19 protein-coding genes are annotated in these 17,939 nt (G+C 44.2%); 14 read left to right on the forward strand and 5 right to left on the reverse strand.

The window, feature by feature from the left end; genetic code table 11:
• Positions 1 to 186: 186 nt before the first annotated feature.
• From BET10_RS05555 to BET10_RS05565, 3 genes are read left to right on the forward strand one after another with little or no spacing between them, the layout of a single operon-like run.
• The gene (locus BET10_RS05555) at positions 187 to 2,724 is read left to right on the forward strand and encodes an intermembrane phospholipid transport protein YdbH family protein (protein WP_070983939.1); all 2,538 of its coding nucleotides are present in this window, start codon (positions 187 to 189) and stop codon (positions 2,722 to 2,724) included.
• Complete coding sequence (locus BET10_RS05560; protein WP_070983940.1) at positions 2,721 to 2,900, forward strand: YnbE family lipoprotein; 180 nt, start codon at positions 2,721 to 2,723, stop codon at positions 2,898 to 2,900. Before BET10_RS05555 ends, BET10_RS05560 begins: the two co-directional genes overlap by 4 nt.
• An 11-nt stretch (positions 2,901 to 2,911) precedes the next feature.
• Positions 2,912 to 3,232 (forward strand): YdbL family probable chaperone protein, encoded by a 321-nt coding sequence (locus BET10_RS05565; protein WP_070983941.1) that lies wholly within the window; start codon positions 2,912 to 2,914, stop codon positions 3,230 to 3,232.
• Between the two features lie 78 nt (positions 3,233 to 3,310).
• Here the strand turns inward: BET10_RS05565 and BET10_RS05570 are convergent, their stop codons facing one another.
• Positions 3,311 to 3,862 (reverse strand): DUF1415 domain-containing protein, encoded by a 552-nt coding sequence (locus BET10_RS05570; protein ID WP_070983942.1) that lies wholly within the window; start codon positions 3,860 to 3,862, stop codon positions 3,311 to 3,313.
• Between the two features lie 13 nt (positions 3,863 to 3,875).
• Complete coding sequence (gene waaA / locus BET10_RS05575) at positions 3,876 to 5,138, reverse strand: lipid IV(A) 3-deoxy-D-manno-octulosonic acid transferase (RefSeq protein WP_070983943.1); 1,263 nt, start codon at positions 5,136 to 5,138, stop codon at positions 3,876 to 3,878.
• 150 nt (positions 5,139 to 5,288) lie between these two features.
• On the opposite strand from waaA, the gene BET10_RS05580 reads away from it, so the two are divergent.
• The 3 genes from BET10_RS05580 to hldE are packed head-to-tail and all read left to right on the forward strand — an operon-like array spanning position 5,289 to position 8,841.
• Positions 5,289 to 6,740: a capsule assembly Wzi family protein gene (locus BET10_RS05580; protein ID WP_070983944.1), complete on the forward strand. Its 1,452-nt coding sequence runs from the start codon at positions 5,289 to 5,291 to the stop codon at positions 6,738 to 6,740.
• Between the two features lie 53 nt (positions 6,741 to 6,793).
• Positions 6,794 to 7,384 carry a D-sedoheptulose-7-phosphate isomerase gene (locus BET10_RS05585; protein WP_070983945.1) on the forward strand — a complete coding sequence of 197 codons (591 nt, stop codon included), beginning with the start codon at positions 6,794 to 6,796 and terminating at the stop codon, positions 7,382 to 7,384.
• A complete protein-coding gene (hldE, locus tag BET10_RS05590) occupies positions 7,384 to 8,841 on the forward strand; it encodes a bifunctional D-glycero-beta-D-manno-heptose-7-phosphate kinase/D-glycero-beta-D-manno-heptose 1-phosphate adenylyltransferase HldE (RefSeq protein ID WP_070983946.1) in 1,458 nt (485 codons plus the stop codon). Before BET10_RS05585 ends, hldE begins: the two co-directional genes overlap by 1 nt.
• On the opposite strand, the gene BET10_RS05595 is transcribed toward hldE, so the two are convergent.
• On the reverse strand, positions 8,838 to 9,557 hold the full coding sequence (locus BET10_RS05595; RefSeq protein WP_070984058.1) for a 3-deoxy-D-manno-octulosonic acid kinase: 720 nt from the start codon (positions 9,555 to 9,557) through the stop codon (positions 8,838 to 8,840). The genes hldE and BET10_RS05595 overlap by 4 nt on opposite strands.
• A 122-nt stretch (positions 9,558 to 9,679) precedes the next feature.
• Between BET10_RS05595 and BET10_RS05600 the strand changes: the two genes are divergently transcribed.
• The 6 genes from BET10_RS05600 (at position 9,680) to glpG (ending at position 14,917) form a co-directional block, all read left to right on the forward strand.
• Positions 9,680 to 10,726: a glycosyltransferase family 9 protein gene (locus BET10_RS05600; protein ID WP_070983947.1), complete on the forward strand. Its 1,047-nt coding sequence runs from the start codon at positions 9,680 to 9,682 to the stop codon at positions 10,724 to 10,726.
• A complete protein-coding gene (gene gmhB, locus BET10_RS05605; protein ID WP_070983948.1) occupies positions 10,723 to 11,289 on the forward strand; it encodes a D-glycero-beta-D-manno-heptose 1,7-bisphosphate 7-phosphatase in 567 nt (188 codons plus the stop codon). The genes BET10_RS05600 and gmhB overlap by 4 nt, the downstream gene beginning before the upstream one ends.
• A gap of 167 nt (positions 11,290 to 11,456) precedes the next feature.
• Entirely contained in the window at positions 11,457 to 12,653 is a 1,197-nt protein-coding gene (locus BET10_RS05610; RefSeq protein WP_070983949.1) for a glycine C-acetyltransferase, read from the forward strand.
• A gap of 42 nt (positions 12,654 to 12,695) precedes the next feature.
• A complete protein-coding gene (gene tdh, locus BET10_RS05615) occupies positions 12,696 to 13,721 on the forward strand; it encodes an L-threonine 3-dehydrogenase (RefSeq protein ID WP_070983950.1) in 1,026 nt (341 codons plus the stop codon).
• Between the two features lie 66 nt (positions 13,722 to 13,787).
• Positions 13,788 to 14,105, forward strand: coding sequence for a thiosulfate sulfurtransferase GlpE (glpE, locus tag BET10_RS05620; protein WP_070983951.1), 318 nt, complete (start codon positions 13,788 to 13,790; stop codon positions 14,103 to 14,105).
• Positions 14,102 to 14,917: a rhomboid family intramembrane serine protease GlpG gene (gene glpG / locus BET10_RS05625; protein ID WP_070983952.1), complete on the forward strand. Its 816-nt coding sequence runs from the start codon at positions 14,102 to 14,104 to the stop codon at positions 14,915 to 14,917. Before glpE ends, glpG begins: the two co-directional genes overlap by 4 nt.
• On the opposite strand, the gene BET10_RS05630 is transcribed toward glpG, so the two are convergent.
• A complete protein-coding gene (locus BET10_RS05630; protein WP_420820120.1) occupies positions 14,914 to 15,276 on the reverse strand; it encodes a flagellar basal body-associated protein FliL in 363 nt (120 codons plus the stop codon). The two genes, glpG and BET10_RS05630, sit on opposite strands and share 4 nt — an antisense overlap.
• 209 nt (positions 15,277 to 15,485) lie before the next feature.
• On the opposite strand from BET10_RS05630, the gene BET10_RS05635 reads away from it, so the two are divergent.
• Together BET10_RS05635 and ubiA are read left to right on the forward strand one after the other, a co-directional pair.
• Positions 15,486 to 16,037 (forward strand): chorismate--pyruvate lyase family protein, encoded by a 552-nt coding sequence (locus BET10_RS05635; protein ID WP_170829114.1) that lies wholly within the window; start codon positions 15,486 to 15,488, stop codon positions 16,035 to 16,037.
• Positions 16,015 to 16,884 (forward strand): 4-hydroxybenzoate octaprenyltransferase, encoded by an 870-nt coding sequence (gene ubiA / locus BET10_RS05640; RefSeq protein WP_070983954.1) that lies wholly within the window; start codon positions 16,015 to 16,017, stop codon positions 16,882 to 16,884. Before BET10_RS05635 ends, ubiA begins: the two co-directional genes overlap by 23 nt.
• A 58-nt stretch (positions 16,885 to 16,942) precedes the next feature.
• Here ubiA and BET10_RS05645 read toward each other — a convergent pair whose 3' ends face one another.
• Positions 16,943 to 17,842 carry a LysR family transcriptional regulator gene (locus BET10_RS05645; protein WP_070983955.1) on the reverse strand — a complete coding sequence of 300 codons (900 nt, stop codon included), beginning with the start codon at positions 17,840 to 17,842 and terminating at the stop codon, positions 16,943 to 16,945.
• Positions 17,843 to 17,939 lie beyond the last annotated feature (97 nt).

Raw genomic sequence — 17,939 nt, forward strand, 5'->3', positions numbered from 1 at the left:
AAAATGCACCTGTCGGTGCTTAAGTATTAGGCTAGTATAAAGCATTATTCTTTTATCTGCTTGACTATGTAATACGATATTCCAGACTCATAAGCAGCTACAACTTATTACAATTAGTTTGCCACAGCGGTGGTATTTTCCTTTATTATTAGCACATGAAATTAATGATGTTTGGATTGCAACTATATGATCTTTAGGTGGTTAAAATGGCTGTTCGTGGTGGTGTGTGGCTTACTTTTAAGCCTGTACATTGCACGACAACCATTGAGCACTAAGCTTGCTAACCATTATTTGCAACCATACAACTTGCAATTGAGTTGTTTAGATTGGTCATTCGGCAGTTGGCGTGCAATCCATATTGAATCATTGTGTTTAACCGCAGAGACTTTTGCGGTTAATTTGCGCGATATTAATGCGACACGCTCTGATGTTTATATTTCTCAGCTAGACGCTCGGTTAAAACAGACACAGCAATCACAGCAACCGATGCGTTTTACACCCCTTGCTCTGCCTTTGCCAAACAGACCTTTGCTTCATATCGAGCATATCAGTATTGAAGGCGCTCCGTGGGGTGGACAAATCAACGCTTCTTTAACAGAGCGTAAAGCGAATCACTTTTCGCTGTTGGGGGATGTTATTGCCGATGTACATGTTCAACCCAGTGAAGTTCAGGCCAACGTTGATTTACAAAGCCCTTTGCTGCAAGGACTCTTGCCTGATTTTGTTACCTCGTTTACCGGTGATGCAGATGTGGTATTTCAAGGAGAGCATGCAACGGTAAGTGTCGCGCCAAAACTGGCTGCTAATATTCCAAACCAAGGCTGCCAGTTGCCGCTGCAAAGTACAGGAACAATCCAACTGAATGTGGCGCTCAACAGCCAAAAAGTTATCACCGATGCTTCGGGTTTAACTACTACTTTTACCCCACAGGAGTGCGATACCCTGTTGCCAAAAAATTATAGAGAGCAGCTTGAAGTGCTGGTGGGTGAGCCATGGACGTTGGCTTTGTCTACGCCGATTAATTTTCAGGATGGTCGCATCGAAACACAAGAAGTTCTTTTACGCACTAACGCGCAAAGTAGTGTGTTGGTGTTACAAAAGTTACAAGCACAAATACAGGATAAGCAATTTAAAAGCGAATTAACATTTGCTCACAACACTAAGCTACTCGGGGAGGCGTCACTTGATGGTACATTGCGCTATCAAAATAGCGAATTGTACATAGATAGCCAGCTAATGTACCAAAGTGAGCACTTACCTTTTGTGGCGTTTGAACACCAAAACAGCCAGCTTGAGGGTAGCGTTAAACTTGTTATGGGGCCTGCTGTTCGCACGCTGTCATTGGTGGCTAAGGGCGGTATTGAAAGCGCGTCAGTGAGTGGGGTTGAAATAAGTTCAGGTCAGTTAGATATTGAAGGCGCGCTTGGCTTTACTGATACGCTAAGTGGTGAGGCAAGGGCAAAGATAACCGCACCGGCGCTTAAATTTACGGACGGTCATAGCAAGCATAATCGGCTTGAAGTGAATGCAAAACTGAGCGCGGATCAGCAATTGACGTTAGACAGTGAGCTTAACGTAGATAAGGTCACTCACACCGACAAACAGCTGAGCGGGCTTACATCAAAATTTACCGTGAGTAGTGATTTAACACATGGTGAAATCTTCTCTGCGCTCTCGGGGCAAACAAGGTTGGCACAGTTACAGTTACCTAAACTCGCAATAAACGATATTCACATTGATAGCAAGGTACAGCAAAGTCGTGGCGGCGCGTTTGAGCATTATATCCAAGCTGCGGGTATGGAGGGAGTTTTAAAACACCAGTATTCGCCACAAGCGCACCCTTATCAGTTAGTGGTAAGTGCTAAGCCTGTGACTAAGCTACAACCGATATTAGCGCAACTTATCCCTCAGCTTCAGCTGAGTGAAGGGAATGTAAGCATTGTGGCGAATGGGGATTTAAACCTACAAACCGGTGACTTTAAAGCACAGTTCGACGCGGTATCAGCTCTGTATGACACTCATTATATTGATGATATTAATACACAAATTAGTGGTCAGTTTAGTTCAGGTAAGATTAATATAGCGGACTCTAAGGTGACCGTAGGGCAGGTACGCTCAGGTGTGGTGCTCACGAATGTGTCTGCACAGTTGCAAGTAGAAGACAACTTAGCGCAATTACATGACCTAACTGCGCAGGTGTTTGATGGTCAAGTTCACTTAGCGTTGCTTAAGCTATCGAGTGCACCGCAGCAGTTACAGCTCAAGGCTCAGGCGCTTGATTTAGCATTACTCGCGCAAGCAGGAAGAGATGCAGGTGTTGAACTCAGTGGTCGAGTATCAGGGATATTTCCGGTACGTATTGAAAATGGAACCGTGAGCATTGAGCAGGGCAAACTGTTCAATGCTGGGGTTGGCAATCTCAAGGTTGCACAAAATGCTTCAATTGAAGCACTTAAAACGCAGCAACCAAGCCTTGAGTCGGTCATTGGGGTTTTGGATGACCTCACAATAGATACGCTGAGTAGCGATGTGGTGCTAACCTCCGATGGTTGGTTGACCTTGGGGGTACAGATTGTCGGTGAGAACAAAGCCCAGGCACAGCCTGTGAACTTTAACTACACACACCAAGAGAACATATTTACGCTTTTTAGGGCGTTGCGGCTGAGCGACGAGATAACCCAAAAAGTGGAAGACGCTTTAACTAAACAGGAGCAAAGCCCATGAAATGGACCCTAATACTGGTGAGCTTTTTGTGTCTAAGCGCCTGTACTCACAAGGTACAGGTTGAGACCAAAGAGCCAATCACAATCAATTTGAACGTCAAAGTGGATCATGAGATCCGCGTTAAAGTTGACAAAGAACTTGATGATTTATTCAGCGATGACAGCGAACTATTCTAAGGGAGAGAAACATGAAAGCGAGCAAATTATTAGTGACATTCACAGCCCTTAGTATGGCGTTTTCGGCTTGGGCACTGAGCTTAGACAGCGCGAAAAACCAAGGTCTGGTTGGTGAAACGGCAAGTGGCTACTTAGCTGCGGTTAGCAGCAATGCTCAGGTACAGGCCCTGATAGATGATGTAAACGCCAAGCGTAAAGCCAAGTATCAACAATTGGCGAAGAAAAACGGCATCAGTTTGTCTCAGGTGGAGGCACTGGCGGGTAAAAAAGCCATCGAGAAAACGGCTAAAGGGCACTATGTTAAAGTGAATGGCAGCTGGGTGAAAAAGTAAAGGCTCACTAACGGGGCAAAGCAATGCCCCGTTATCTTCTTTTAAATCATTTGTGTCGTGTTAGCATAACGTCCATTGTTATTTTTTATAGCAATTTCTCAGTAATTGCTGCCAAAAAGTTTCACCTTTTCGTCTTGCCAGACGAATATTGTGCTCGGGAATACTCTCAGGTTCATCGTAACTGTCTAATGCCTCGGCCATGCTTTGTTCACGAATGATATGCAATGTTGGATAGGGCGCTCTATTGGTATAGTTTGCCGCGTCGTCTTCGTCACTGTCGGCAAATACGTAGTCTGGGTGGAAGTTTGCGATTTGATAAGTGCCTTCATAACCTTGTACTGCAATCATGGCATTGGCCAAATCGACTAAATCCAAAAAGTCGTCAAACTCTCCAAAACCTTCAGTAAAAATCAGTAAAGCAGTTTCTTTGCCTGTGTCGTCATTCATGGCTGCACATTCGTCTAACATGTCCATCACAGCATCGTCATGGCTGACAGCCGTTGAAACGCGATAATGAATCGCGTTTTGCTCCACTTCTTGGCGTGCAAACGGGCAAAAGTTAAATTTCACAATGACTGAGCTGACCCAATTTTGCATGATTTGCTGCGGGCTTAAAGAAGATGTTGTCATGGTCGATATCGCTCTAGTTTAGTTGCCTGTTTAATAAGTCTAATGTTTTCTCAACCGCGCCTTGGTTTTGCTTGAGGCACTGTAGCGCCAGTTGGCCTTGCTTTTGACGTTGAGGCTCGTCAGTTAATAGCGCACACACGCGCTGTGCTAGTTGTTCTTGACTTGCCACTGTGGTGGCACCTTTTAACGTTAGTAGCTCTGGGTAAATATGTGCAAAGTTATAGGTATGTGGACCACTTAGCACTGGCACTGCGAATGCAGCGGCTTCAAGTGGGTTATGGCCACCGCGTGCTATTAAACTGCCGCCAATATAAGCAATGTCAGCACAGCCAAATAACATCTTAAGCTCACCTAGCGTATCAGCGAGCAGCACCTGACTATGGCGGTCAAATGTTTGGCTACGACGACAGTAAGTTAGACCGGAACTGGTGAGTAGGGCTGCAACCTTATCAAATTGCTCGGGGTGACGTGGCGCTATGATCAGTAAGGCATCGGGATGAGATTGCAATACCTGTTTGTGGGCAGCCAAAACGTGCTCATGTTCATTGGGGTGTGTGGAACCTGCCACCCAAATTGGGCGGCCAGAAAATTCAGCCTTGAGCTGCTTTGCTGCTTTAATATCTGCGTCATTGGGCTGAATATCAAACTTGATAGAGCCCGTTACTGTGACTTTTTCTTCAGTCAGTCCCAATGCGATAAAGCGCTGCGCATCTTGCTCATTGTGGCTGGCAAGCGCGTCAATCGATGCCATTATCCAGCGGCTTATGTTTGGGAACTTTTGATAGCCGCGAAAAGACTTTTCGGAGAGTCGTGCATTGATAACGCACACGGAACAATTTGCTTGCTTGGCATGGGTGAACACATTTGGCCACAGCTCTGTTTCTAATACAACCAACAACTTGGGCTGAAAACGTTTTATAAATCGCTTGCTGGCAAAGTAAAAGTCGATGGGCAAGTAACATATAGCTATGTCGTGGCCAATACTTTGTGAAATTTGTGCTCGGCCGGTGGGCGTGTTACACGTGACCATCACTGACTCGCTCGGATGGGTCTGGATAAACCTTTTTATCAGCGGCGTAGCGGCGAGGACTTCGCCCACAGAGGCGCAATGAAACACCACAGGTTGCTTTACTACTCGCTGGGTATCATATATGCCCAAACGTTCTGCAAAGTGTTGCTTATAGCCAGTATTTTTCTTACCACGAACAACATATAGATACAGTAAAATAAGCGGGCTCAATAACGCGAGCGTAAGAGAGTAAAGTAAACGGGTCATAGCACCTTGGTAGCGATTTAAAACGCCATTTTAGCCTGTTCAGCGCATATAGTGAAATACTATAACAAAATTACACATTTGAGACCGTGCGAGTAGCACAGTTATTTGCTAACATGCTTTCACTTTTATCCACTTAACAGCTGTTATTTTATGTCGTTAAAACTCTCGTCCTGTGTCGCAGCGTTCGCGCTGGTGTTTTCGTGTTTTAGTTATAGTGCACCAACTGCCTATTTACCTATCTCAAAAGACACATCATTAGAATATCAGATAGACCGTATGTTTGCGCTGACCAATGGCGTGCCAATGGCAAAGCCCTATCGGGTCAGCGAGGTAAATATTGCGCTTCAAAAGTTGCGCAGAGTTGACGAACCGCTTTATCGCCATATTCGCGAACGGTTAAAAAAATTCCAAGGACAAGACGAGATTGTCAGACAGGGCGTTAAACTTAGGTACGACTCTGGCACACAAGTGAAACTGGCGAACGATAGAGGTAACATTTCGGGTGAATACGCGGAACTGTCACTTGATGGCGTATGGCGTGGTAGCAGCAACTCCTTGTTACAAGTTGGTATGGATTATCGAGTACGCCAAGGGGATTTAGTACCGTACAACACATTTTATGCTTTGGCGGGAGACACCTTCCAGCTAAACCTAGGCTACAAGGAGCATTGGTTTTCTCCATTTAAGAGCTTTGCACAGGTATACTCGAACAATGCAAAGCCTTCGGCGTCGGTATCGCTGGGTTTGATTGCACCACTTAAAAATTGGTGGAACTTTGACTTTGAGTTGTTTTATTCAGAGCTAGACCGCCAAGAGCAGGGCATCGTCTACCAAGGTCAATTGCACGATGGTTCGCCTAAACTTGCGGGAACCCATTTTAGCATTGAGCCCATTGAAGGCTGGACAATCGGTTTGAACCGTATGATGCAATTTGGTGGTGGCCCACGTGAAGTTGGCACAAGTGATGTACTTAAAGCCTATTTTGACCCCTCTGGGAATGACAACAAAGGGAATGGCTTGAGCCAAGATGATGAGTTGGGAGACCAGTGGGCAACGCTCACCAGCACATTACAAACCAATTTTTATACCCCCGTTGAGTGGTATATTGAATACGGTGGCGAAGATACTAAAAACCACAGCAACGTTCAGTTTGGTAATACTGCTGCAAGCTTTGGTGTGTATCTACCTCAGTTAACTCAGGCTACAACGCTACGTTATGAATATACTAATATGCACAGCTTATGGTATGTGAATGAGATATACCCCACAGCGGGCAACACTAACAAAGGCTTTGTGGTGGGTCATTTTGCAGCGGATCAACGGGTATTTGGCGATGCAGCACCAAGCAAAGTACATACTCTAGAGGCAACATACAGTAGCGATTACAGTACTATGTGGCGCTTGAAATATACACAAATAGATAACCAGAGCGGCTATTTGAATGAGTTTGACCAAGTTGGAGCTGACTACGAACAAGCTCGTGCGCTTGAGCTCAGTAACAGCCAAATTATTGAAGGTCGTCACGTTGAAACCACATTAAGTGTTGGTAAAGATGTATTTGGTGAAAGTTATACTTGGCTGTCGCTCAATGTATACTGGTAACATACGATTAAATTTAAGAAGTTATACCCAAAAGCGGTAATATAGGAATGAATATGTCGCAAAATGAACACATTCAACAGAGTTATTTAGCGAGTCTGGAGCGCCATCAGGCATTATTTGAAACCATGGCAAATTACCATGAAGAATGTCTAAGACTGTTAGAAGCTTGTCACAGTACTTTGGCCAAAGGCGGCAAGGTGATCTGGTTTGGTAACGGTGGCAGCGCAGCTGACGCTCAGCATTTGGCTGCTGAGTTTGTAGTGCGATATAAACTGGAACGTGGGCCGCTTGCGTCAATTGCGTTGACAACGGATACCTCTATTTTGACCGCACATAGTAATGACTATCACTTTGATACGGTATTTGAGCGACAAGTACAGGCATTATGTAAATCTGAAGATTTAGTCATTGGTCTGACTACCTCAGGCACCAGCGCCAACATTAATCTCGCTTTGACAGCTGCAAACGAAATTGGCGCGAATACCGTCGCGTTGACGGGCCGTGATGGCGGTGAAGTTAAAAATATCGCTAAATTACCTATCATTATTAAAAATGATGAAACAGCGCGTATCCAAGAGGCACACATGTTTATTGGTCACTGGCTGTGTGAAGCGGTAGATATGTTGGTAGCGGAGCAACAGTAATGGAGTTCTCTCGTTTACAAAAGCTAAACCAAGCACGGGTTTTGGTGGTTGGTGACGTGATGTTGGACCGTTACTGGCATGGTGATACTGGGCGAATTTCACCCGAAGCGCCTGTGCCGGTGGTTAAAGTAAGTAGCTTGGAAGACAAAGCGGGTGGTGCAGCAAACGTTGCGAAGAACATTGCTCATTTGGATGGTCAGGTGGGCTTGTTAGGACTGATTGGTGAAGACGACAATGGCGTATCGCTGACTAGGATCTTAGAAAGCGAGAAGATTGCTTCTCAGTTAGTGACGGTCGAAGAATTACCGACCATCGCCAAAATGCGTGTTATCAGTCGCCATCAGCAGGTTGTACGCTTAGATTTAGAAGAAACATTCAGCGAACAACACAGCCGTCTATTGCTAGCGCGCTTAGAGCAAGTGCTTGATGATTATGATTTTGTTTTGTTTTCAGATTATAACAAAGGTGCTTTGAGTGCGATTAAAGACATGATCGCATTGGCCAAGGCTGCGGGTAAAACGGTTTTAATCGACCCTAAGTCTAGTGATTTATCGTTGTATCGTGGCGCTGATTATATAACGCCAAACCTCAACGAATTTAAATTAGCAGGTGGCAAGGTTGGCAGCGAGCAAGAACTGACAGACAGCGCGCGACAACTCATTGCCGAGCATGGTATTGGTGCTATGCTCTTGACGCGATCTGAGCAAGGCATGTCACTTATTTGTGCAACGCAGAAGCACGATTTTCCAGCGCAGGTACTCGAAGTGAGTGATGTGACGGGTGCGGGAGATACCGTTATTGCAACGCTGACGACCATGCTGGGTGCGGGAATGGCACCTAAAGATGCTGTTGAAGTGGCAAATATCGCAGCGGGCATTGCGGTGAGTAAGCTAGGTGCTGCAACCGTATCACCTGAAGAGCTAAGCCGTAAAATGGGGCAGTATCTACGTCAAACCGGTGAGCATTATCAAACTCCGTTTGATGATGTACTCAAACACATCGCATTTGCCAAGCAAAACGGTGAGAAGATAGTATTTACCAATGGTTGCTTCGATATTTTACATGCAGGTCATGTTCGTTATTTAGCTCAAGCCAAAAGCATGGGCGACAGACTTGTGGTTGGCCTGAATAATGATGAGTCAATCACGCGCTTAAAGGGCCCACAAAGACCCATCAACGCGTTAAAAGAGCGCGCTATGGTGTTGAGCGCTTTGGCGTCAGTGGATTGGGTGATCCCATTTGGAAGCGAGGCTGAAAACGACACCCCTGCGAAGCTGATTGAGCAGATAAGCCCAGATATCCTAGTTAAGGGCGGTGACTATAAAGTATCAGAAATTGCAGGAGCCGATCATGTGTTGGCTCAGGGCGGGCAGGTTGAAGTGTTAGCCTTTTTAGATGGCTGTTCAACCTCTGGTATTATAGAAAAAGCCAAGCTTGGTAAAACCGCTAAGTCTTAGCTTTGTAGCGCTTGCCAATAAGATTGCTGTAATAGCAGCCAATCGTCTTGTGTAAAATAAAAGGTCGGCCATTTGTCGGCCTCTTTATTGAATGAGCGCTCCAAACGGCTAAGGTTAGCCTGCTGCCATGTTCTGCTTGGTGTTTTTAACTCGCCTCGGTCAAAGTCAATGAGATAGACTTCATCACACTCATCAAACAAAATATTATTAATATTTAAATCAGCATGATAGACACCAGCTTGATGAAAGCGCGCAACCGTTTGGGCAACTTTTTTCAGCGCTAGATGGTTGGCAGGTTCGGCTCGTAAGCGCTCACAAAGACTCTGCGCGCCCTTTACAGCTTCGGTAATGAGGCTGCCACGATAGACCAGCCCTGTTCGAGATATTTTGGCCGCCACTGGCTTTGAGATAGGTAAGCCGAGCTTTTCAAGCTGACAAAGCAGTGCAAACTCTTGATACACACGGGTGTTTTTTAAACCGGTATATAGGTATTGATCAGATAATAATTTACCGACTAAACCACCACGCCAGTAGTGTTTTAGTACATTAACTTTTTGATGATGCTCAAAAAACCATGCAGTGGAACGACCTTCTTTGGTGGCAACAATGGCATTTTTTGCTTGCCAAAATTGTGCATCAAACCAGTTTAGATCGATTGTATCTTTGTTTATATCTGGCGTTAATAAGTAGTGATTGTTGGTCGTGGTGATCTTCATCGACAGGTTAATTCGGCTAAAAGTTGCTGCAAGTGTAACGTGTTTTTTGTTGACCATAAACTTGCAAAGCAAATTGATTAATTTAAGATCTGGCGCAAATATTTTTGATAAGTAGGAAATTTGTGTCTCAGCCTCCTCGTTCTATTTGTATTCTCAGGCTCTCCGCGATAGGTGATGTATGTCATGCTGTTGCAGCGGTACAAGCCATTCAAGCGCGTTATCCTGATGCTGCGATCACTTGGGTGATAGGCAAAGTAGAAGCAATGTTATTGGTAGACTTACCAGGGGTTGAGTTTGTTGTTTTTGACAAAAAACAGGGTAAAGCGGCTTATCAAAATTTGAAAAGCACCTTTAAGGGGCGCAAATTTGATGTGTTGCTACACATGCAAGTAGCGCTGCGTGCTAACCTTGCCGCTCGATGCATTCCTGCCAAGGTTAAAATTGGTTTTGATAAGGGTCGTAGCAAAGAGCTGCATTCCTTATTTATCAATAAGCGTATTGCGCCACAAAACGAGCCGCATGTGCTGGAAGGCTTTCAGCAGTTTGCTCGCACCATTGGTGTTCAATGCGACACTCCAAGTTGGCATATGCCTGTATCTGCAGATGACGAACGCCAAGCATTGGCCTTGTTGGCACAGTGTAATGATAGAGTCTTGGTGATATCACCTGCGGCTAGTAAAGCGGCGCGCAATTGGTTAAGTGAGCGCTATGCAGCCGTTGCTGAGCATGCGGCTGCACAAGGGTTTTCAGTGGTGATCACCGGTGGACCTACATCCTTAGAGCAAGAGCTGGCCAACGCGATTTGCCAACAGGCACAATGTGATATCACCAACTTAGTGGGCAAAACCCAGTTAAAGGTATTACTGTGTGTTTTAAAACAGGCAAGTTTAGTATTAGCGCCCGATACAGGGCCTGCACATATGGCTGTAACGGTTGGTACGCCCGTCATTGGCTTGTATGCTCATTCAAACCCGAAACGCACTGGGCCTTATCTGTATCAGGACTATGTGGTTGAGGTGTATCATCAAAACTTGCTCAAGCAAAAAGGCAAAACGGCGCAGCAATTACCATGGGGCGTGCGCGTGAAAGGGGATGACTTGATGCAGCAAATTCAAACCGAGCAAGTTATTGAAATGTTTGACCATGTGGTAGAGACAGAAAAGCTATGAGCAAGCAGCAAAACAAAGCGATTTTTTTAGACCGAGATGGCGTGATTAATGTTGACCATGCCTATGTTCACAAGGTTGAAGATTTTGAGTTTATTGACGGCGTATTCGAAGCCTGTCAGCAGTTTATTGCCCAAGGTTATATTATCGTTGTGGTGACCAACCAATCAGGCATTGGCCGTGGGTATTATGACCAGCAGCAGTTTGCCACATTGAGTGAGTGGATGTGTGGTGAGTTTGCAAAACATCAAGTCACAATCAGTAAGGTCTATTACTGCCCGCATCACCCTGAAAAAGCACTCCCTGAATTTCAAAAAGAATGTGACTGTCGAAAACCTAGCCCAGGTATGCTCAATGAGGCAATCGCTGAGTTTGATATTGATGTCAGTGAAAGTGTGATGGTCGGTGATAAGCTGTCGGATATTGAAGCTGCCAGAGCCGCGGGAGTTAATCTTGCGATTTTGGTAGAGTCTGGCCAATCCTTCAGTGATGAAGCAAAGCGTCAAGCTGATCATGTGTGTGCCTCTTTAAGCCAAGTCCCGGCGTTATTACCGCTTGTCTCATAAGTATTTACTTTAAGACTTAGCGCACCATAATCACAACCCGTGCATTTACGGGTTGAACCTTTTACAATAGCAACCCAGTTTGATTGACCCAGTACACGCTTAGGCACTCTCACGTGATGGTAAAATGGCGTGTACATTGGGACCCGTGCAAATAATGGAGACTCCAAATGAGAGCATCGGCCTTTTATAGCCAGCTACAGCAACAGCTTGAAGAAGTAAAAGCTGAAGGTTTGTATAAAAATGAACGCGTGATCACTTCTTCTCAACAAGCGCAAATCGCAGTTGAAAGCGGCGAATCAGTAATTAACTTCTGCGCAAACAACTATTTGGGATTAGCAAATCATCCAAGCCTTATTGCTGCTGCCAAGCAAGGCTTGGACGCGCACGGTTTTGGTGTTGCATCGGTTCGTTTTATTTGTGGTACGCAAAACATTCACAAAACTTTAGAAGCAAAAATCAGTGAGTTTTTGCAAACAGAAGACACTATCTTGTACTCGTCATGTTTTGATGCCAATACGGGTTTGTTTGAAACGATTTTAGGCCCTGATGATGCAATCATCTCAGATGCGCTAAACCATGCCTCTATCATTGATGGTGTTCGCCTATGTAAAGCTAAACGTTTCCGCTATGCTAATAACGATATGGCTGATTTGGAGCAACAGTTGATTGCTGCAACACAAGCAGGTGCTAAAACTAAACTGATTGCTACAGATGGCGTGTTCTCAATGGATGGGGTTATCTGTAATTTGGAAGCGGTATGTGACTTGGCTGACAAATATGATGCATTGGTGATGGTTGATGACTCTCACGCGGTTGGCTTTGTAGGTGAAAATGGACGCGGTACACCTGAATACTGTGGTGTTATGGACCGCGTTGATATCATCACGGGTACCTTAGGCAAAGCGCTTGGTGGCGCTTCAGGTGGTTATACATCAGGTAAAAAAGAAGTGATTGATTGGTTGCGCCAGCGCTCACGTCCGTACTTGTTCTCAAACTCATTGGCACCATCAATTGTCACAGCCTCAATCGCCGTATTAGATATGCTAAAAGAAGGTAAAGAGTTACGTGATACTTTGTGGCGTAATGCCGCGTACTTCCGTGAAAATATGGAAGCGGCTGGTTTCACATGTGCGGGTAAAGATCACGCTATTATTCCTGTGATGTTGGGGGATGCTAAGGTTGCTGCGCAAATGGCTGATAAATTACTGGCAGAGGGCATTTACGTGACTGGCTTCTCATTCCCTGTCGTACCAAAGGGGCAAGCGAGAATTCGTACTCAAATTTCAGCTGCACACACACAAGAGCAGCTTGATAAAGCGATTGCTGCCTTCACTCGTATTGGCAAAGAGTTGGGTATTATTTAATTTTAAAGCGAAGCGGTGGCTTCCTTGTTTTGAGTAACGATTATGAAAGCTTTATCTAAGTTAAAAGCCGAACCAGGGATTTGGATGACGGATGCGCCTAAACCGGAAGTAGGGCACAACGATCTGTTGATTAAAATCCGCAAAACTGCAATTTGTGGCACCGATGTACATATCTACAAGTGGGATGAATGGGCACAAAACACCATTCCAACGCCTATGGTTGTAGGTCATGAATATGTGGGTGAAGTGGTTGATATGGGCCAAGAAGTACGTGGCTTTAACATTGGTGATAGGGTCTCTGGTGAAGGGCATATCACGTGTGGTCACTGTCGTAACTGTCGAGCAGGTCGCGTACATTTATGTCGTAATACGACGGGTGTTGGTGTTAACCGAGAAGGGTCGTTTGCAGAATACTTAGTGATCCCTGCGTTTAACGCGTTCAAGATCCCAGATAACATTTCTGACGAGCTGGCTTCAATTTTTGACCCATTTGGTAATGCTGTACACACCGCTTTGTCGTTTGACTTAGTAGGTGAGGATGTATTAATCACAGGTGCCGGTCCAATTGGTATCATGGCTGCTGCCGTTGCAAAGCATGTGGGTGCACGTCATGTGGTGATCACTGATGTGAATGAATACCGCCTTGAGTTGGCTCGCAAAATGGGCGCAACGCGTGCCGTAAATGTCGCTAACGAAAAACTTGAAGATATAATGAAAGAGCTGGGAATGACCGAAGGGTTTGATATCGGGCTGGAAATGTCAGGTGTCCCTGTGGCGTTCAATAGTATGCTCAACAACATGAATCACGGTGGTAAGGTCGCCATGTTAGGTATTCCACCTTCAGATATGGCGGTTGATTGGAACCAAGTGATTTTCAAAGGGTTAGTGATCAAGGGTATTTATGGTCGCGAAATGTTTGAGACTTGGTATAAGATGGCAAGCTTAATTCAATCAGGGTTAAACCTTGAGCCAATTATTACCCATCAATTCCATATCGATGATTTCCAGACTGGTTTTGATACCATGATCTCTGGTCAATCAGGCAAAGTGATCTTAAACTGGGATTAGTAGCCGTATTTTACATATCAAAGGCGACATCGGTCGCCTTTTTGCATTTTATGAGTAGTAAACTTTATGTCAATGAAACACATTTCTGTCGCACAGACCAAACAATTCTTAGAGCGTGATGATGTTGTGATTGCGGATATTCGTGATGAGAACAGTTTTTCGCAAGGGCATATTCCCGGCGCGGAGCACCTATCTAATGCGAATATCGCGCATTTTATGCAAGAAAAAGAGTTTGATCAGCCTATCATCGTGGTCTGTTATCACGGGATCAGCTCTCAAGGTGCCGCGAGCTATTTGATTGAGCAAGGCTTTGAAGATGTTTATAGCATGGATGGTGGCTTTACTCAGTGGGCTTCAGAGTTACCGGACTTTATAAGCAAATGATTTTACTAGGGACGCATAATAATCCTCGTGCAGTCCAAGGGGCTGTTGATTATTTCAAAACACAGGGCATATCTGTGAGTTTGCGCTCCAGCGATGGTGTTAATGTTGAAGTGTGGGTCCCAGAAGCCTATCAGGAAAAAGCCGAAACTCTTTGGCAGGATTTTGTTACTAACCCACATGATCGCAAGTATGCAGACGCCTCGTGGCAAAGCGGACAAACCAACTCGGCATTGATCTACAGCGGTAGTGAGCTCAATATTTGGCAGCGCTTTAGTGCTTTGCATTGGTTTTTGAAACTGATTTTTGTATTGTGCTTAATCGTATTCAGCAGCTTTTATTTATTTGATGCGAACGCTATTTTCGCCAATCTACAGTTTAAACCCGACGCGCCATTGAGCTGGATAACGCCCGCGCTGTTACACTTTGGTGCTTTACATCTGGTATTCAACCTCAGTTGGTGGTTGCACCTCGGCCATCAAATAGTTCAGCGTACTGGTGCGCGCTACCTTTTTGTGCTTTTTATAGTCAGTAGTCTCGTTAGCAATTGGGCTCAATTTTTGATGGTCGATAGTCGCTTTGGCGGGTTAAGTGGGGTGGTCTATGCGCTGCTTGGCTTCGCTTGGATTTACAGCGTAAAACACCCAACACAAGAGCCCATTGTTGGTAAACCAATTGTTGGGTTTATGCTGTTATGGATGATTTTTGGCTTTACCGAGCTATTTTTTATCAGCATGGCAAATTGGGCGCATTTGTTTGGCTTGCTCAGTGGTATGTTAATCGCATTCATACAACCTAGGCGAAAAACAGCCTAGTGATATAAATACTTGGTGAATAGTACGTCACGGATGATTTCTTCACCTGTTTCTTCTTTTAATAGGTTTTTAAGTCTATCTGCACAGCGTCGACGAATTTCTTCACGGCCTGTAAGTGACTTGATGGTTTCTTCAGGCTCTTTGCTTAGAATTTGTACTATTGCATCTCTAAGCAAGGGAGTGTGATGCTCAACAACACCTATATTGCCAACATCATCTAGCATCAAATCTACTGTTACGCGCACATAACCAAGTTTTTTATTTGATTGACCAATGTAATTGGTAATGATATCTGGCTCAAAACCAAAGTAGCCTACATTGGAATTCGCTCGTGCTCCAAAGCTGCTCACAGCCAGCATAAAAATCGCGACAAGTAGATAGTAAGGCTTATTCATAACAATTAGAATTCCCATTGGTTCAACGGTATAGTTTGCAAGGCTAAGTGTATACGTAAATGTAATTAATTTACATATTTGAAGTGTATATCCTATTAAAATATCAGTGAACTTTTGCCAAGAGCGGGGGAGTGCTATGATATACGCGAGTTTATTTGATAGCAGATATTGTTTTGTTAATAACCCCATTTACCATTGATTTTGAATGGCATTCCGCACGCGAATGCTCGTACCTGCCTAATCCTGATGCTTCGATGATCTTGAATGAAGGCTCGTTAACTGCATTACTGAAAAGCCAAAGTGACCAATTTAGAGTCGATGTGTTGCGTGAGCAGTGGTTGGCAAGTAATGTTTTACATAAAGACTTACTCGGTGAGCAGTGTAGACAGATACAATGTCGTGAGGTGCTACTCGTTTGCGACGATGTAGCTCGGGTTTATGCGCAAAGCTGGATTAGTACACAGGCCTCTGATTTAGGTGTGCGTCAACTCGGATCTCGACCCTTGGGAGAGGTTTTGTTTCAAGATGAATCATGGCAGCGCTCAGAATTAGAAGTTGCGTGCGTTAACAATCTTTCAGGATACGACGCTTTATTGAATGACTTGCAATTACCTCTACAAAGGATGTACGCGAGGCGCCGTGTGTTTACCAACCGAGAGGCCAAGATCATGGTCTGTGAAGTATTTTTACCTAAGGTGAATTATGCAGCTCAACTTGCTAAGTAGGTCGCATTTACCCGCTTATTTTCGGCTGATGAGAACAGATAGACCGATAGGCACTTTGTTATTACTATGGCCAACTTATTGGGCGTTGTGGATAGCAAATGCAGGTGTACCACCGATGCATTTATTGTTGGTATTTAGTTGCGGTGTTTTCATCATGCGCAGCGCTGGTTGTGTGATCAACGATTTTGCTGACCGAAAGGTAGACGGTGCAGTCAAAAGAACCTCAAATCGACCATTAGCCTTGGGGGAAGTACAACCGGGTGAAGCGCTAAGTTTGTTCATCGTACTAATTTTGTGTGCATTTGTGCTGGTACTGACGCTTAACTGGCAGACTATTTTACTGTCTATCGCTGCACTTGTGCTTGCGGCCTGTTATCCGTTTATGAAACGCTACACCCATTTACCTCAAGTTGTTTTGGGAATGGCGTATAGCTTTTCAATTCCAATGGCGTTTATGGCCAGTAACAATGCTGTACCTGTGCACGCGTGGTGGTTGTTTTTAGCAAACGTTTTATGGACTGTGGCCTATGACACTATGTATGCCATGGTGGATAGGGATGACGATTTAAAAATAGGCGTTAAATCAACGGCTATTTTATTTGGTTGTTATGATAGGCATTGGATAGCTTTGCTTAATATTGCGTTTGTGTCATTACTTGCTTATGTGGGTATGCAGCTGTCGTTAGCTGGGTACTATTTTGCTGGATTAGTTGTGGCCGTAGCATTATTGGTGAAACTTCAAATAGCCATACACACTCGTGATAGAGACCACTGTTTTAACTCATTTTTGCGTAACAATCGGGTTGGTTTGGTGATATTTGTTGGTATCGCGCTGAGTTATATATAAACCAGAATTTTTAAAAAAAGGATGCCTTAAGCATCCTTTTTCAAAAATATGAAAATATTTATATATTTGATGCGCAAGCTTTGGCTTTCGCTGAGTTTTCTATCAAACCAAGTAAATGTTTGATGTGACCATCTCTGTTAACGTGATGGTTAGTTTGCACAACTAACTGCTCGTGGTTGATATCCTTATTTGTTTTCAAAATCACTAAACTTGGATCCTGTGCGATAGTATTAGCATGCTCAATGCTGGCTATAGCGAAGTGATTCGATTGTTTTAGGCCATCCATGACTTGATCAATGTTACCAATCTTCATACTGCTACTTTTATTAAGCCCATCAACAGCTTCATTGAGCATGGTTTGTACTTGCTTGGATTGTGAAAAACAGCCGAACATAGGGTAATCGTACAGCTCTTCTTTACGTAGTGAGTCTTTACTAGCAAGCGGGTGGTGTTTTGCAACAAACAGAATAAGTTGGTCAGGAAGGTAAATATCACTGACAACATTGCTAGCACTTTGCAAATAGACACTAATATCAATTTCCCCAAGCTGCAACTTACGGGTTAACTCATGCTCGTCTTGCAACTGCATCTCAATTTTAATGTTTGGGTAATCAGCAAGGAACTGACCACATGACATAGGTACAATAGAGCTAGCGTCGTTGGTGTAACCAATGACCAACTTCTGTTGATCTCTACCAAACAGGCTTTGTTTGATAGTTTTCTTGGTCATTTCTAACTCTGACAGCGTTGTTTTACAGTAACTTAAAAACATTTCGCCCTGTTCTGTAAGCCTCACAGAGCGTGTTGAACGCTTAACAAGTTCGCATCCAATTTCATCTTCAAGCGTTTGAATGCTTCTAGTCAAAGCTGATGTACTAATCTTTGTTTGTTCAGCAGCTTGTCTAAAGTGGCGCAAGTTACCTAAAGCGACAAACTGTTCTAGTTGTTCAAATCTCATTCGAAATTCCTTTTAATTTCTACAAGTGACACAACGGTATTGTGTATTTTCCTAATACTAATACAAGTAATGGAAGATTGAAAGTGAAAATTTTACA

The organism is Pseudoalteromonas amylolytica, assembly GCF_001854605.1.
In the GTDB taxonomy this organism is placed as follows: Bacteria; Pseudomonadota; Gammaproteobacteria; order Enterobacterales; family Alteromonadaceae; genus Pseudoalteromonas; species Pseudoalteromonas amylolytica.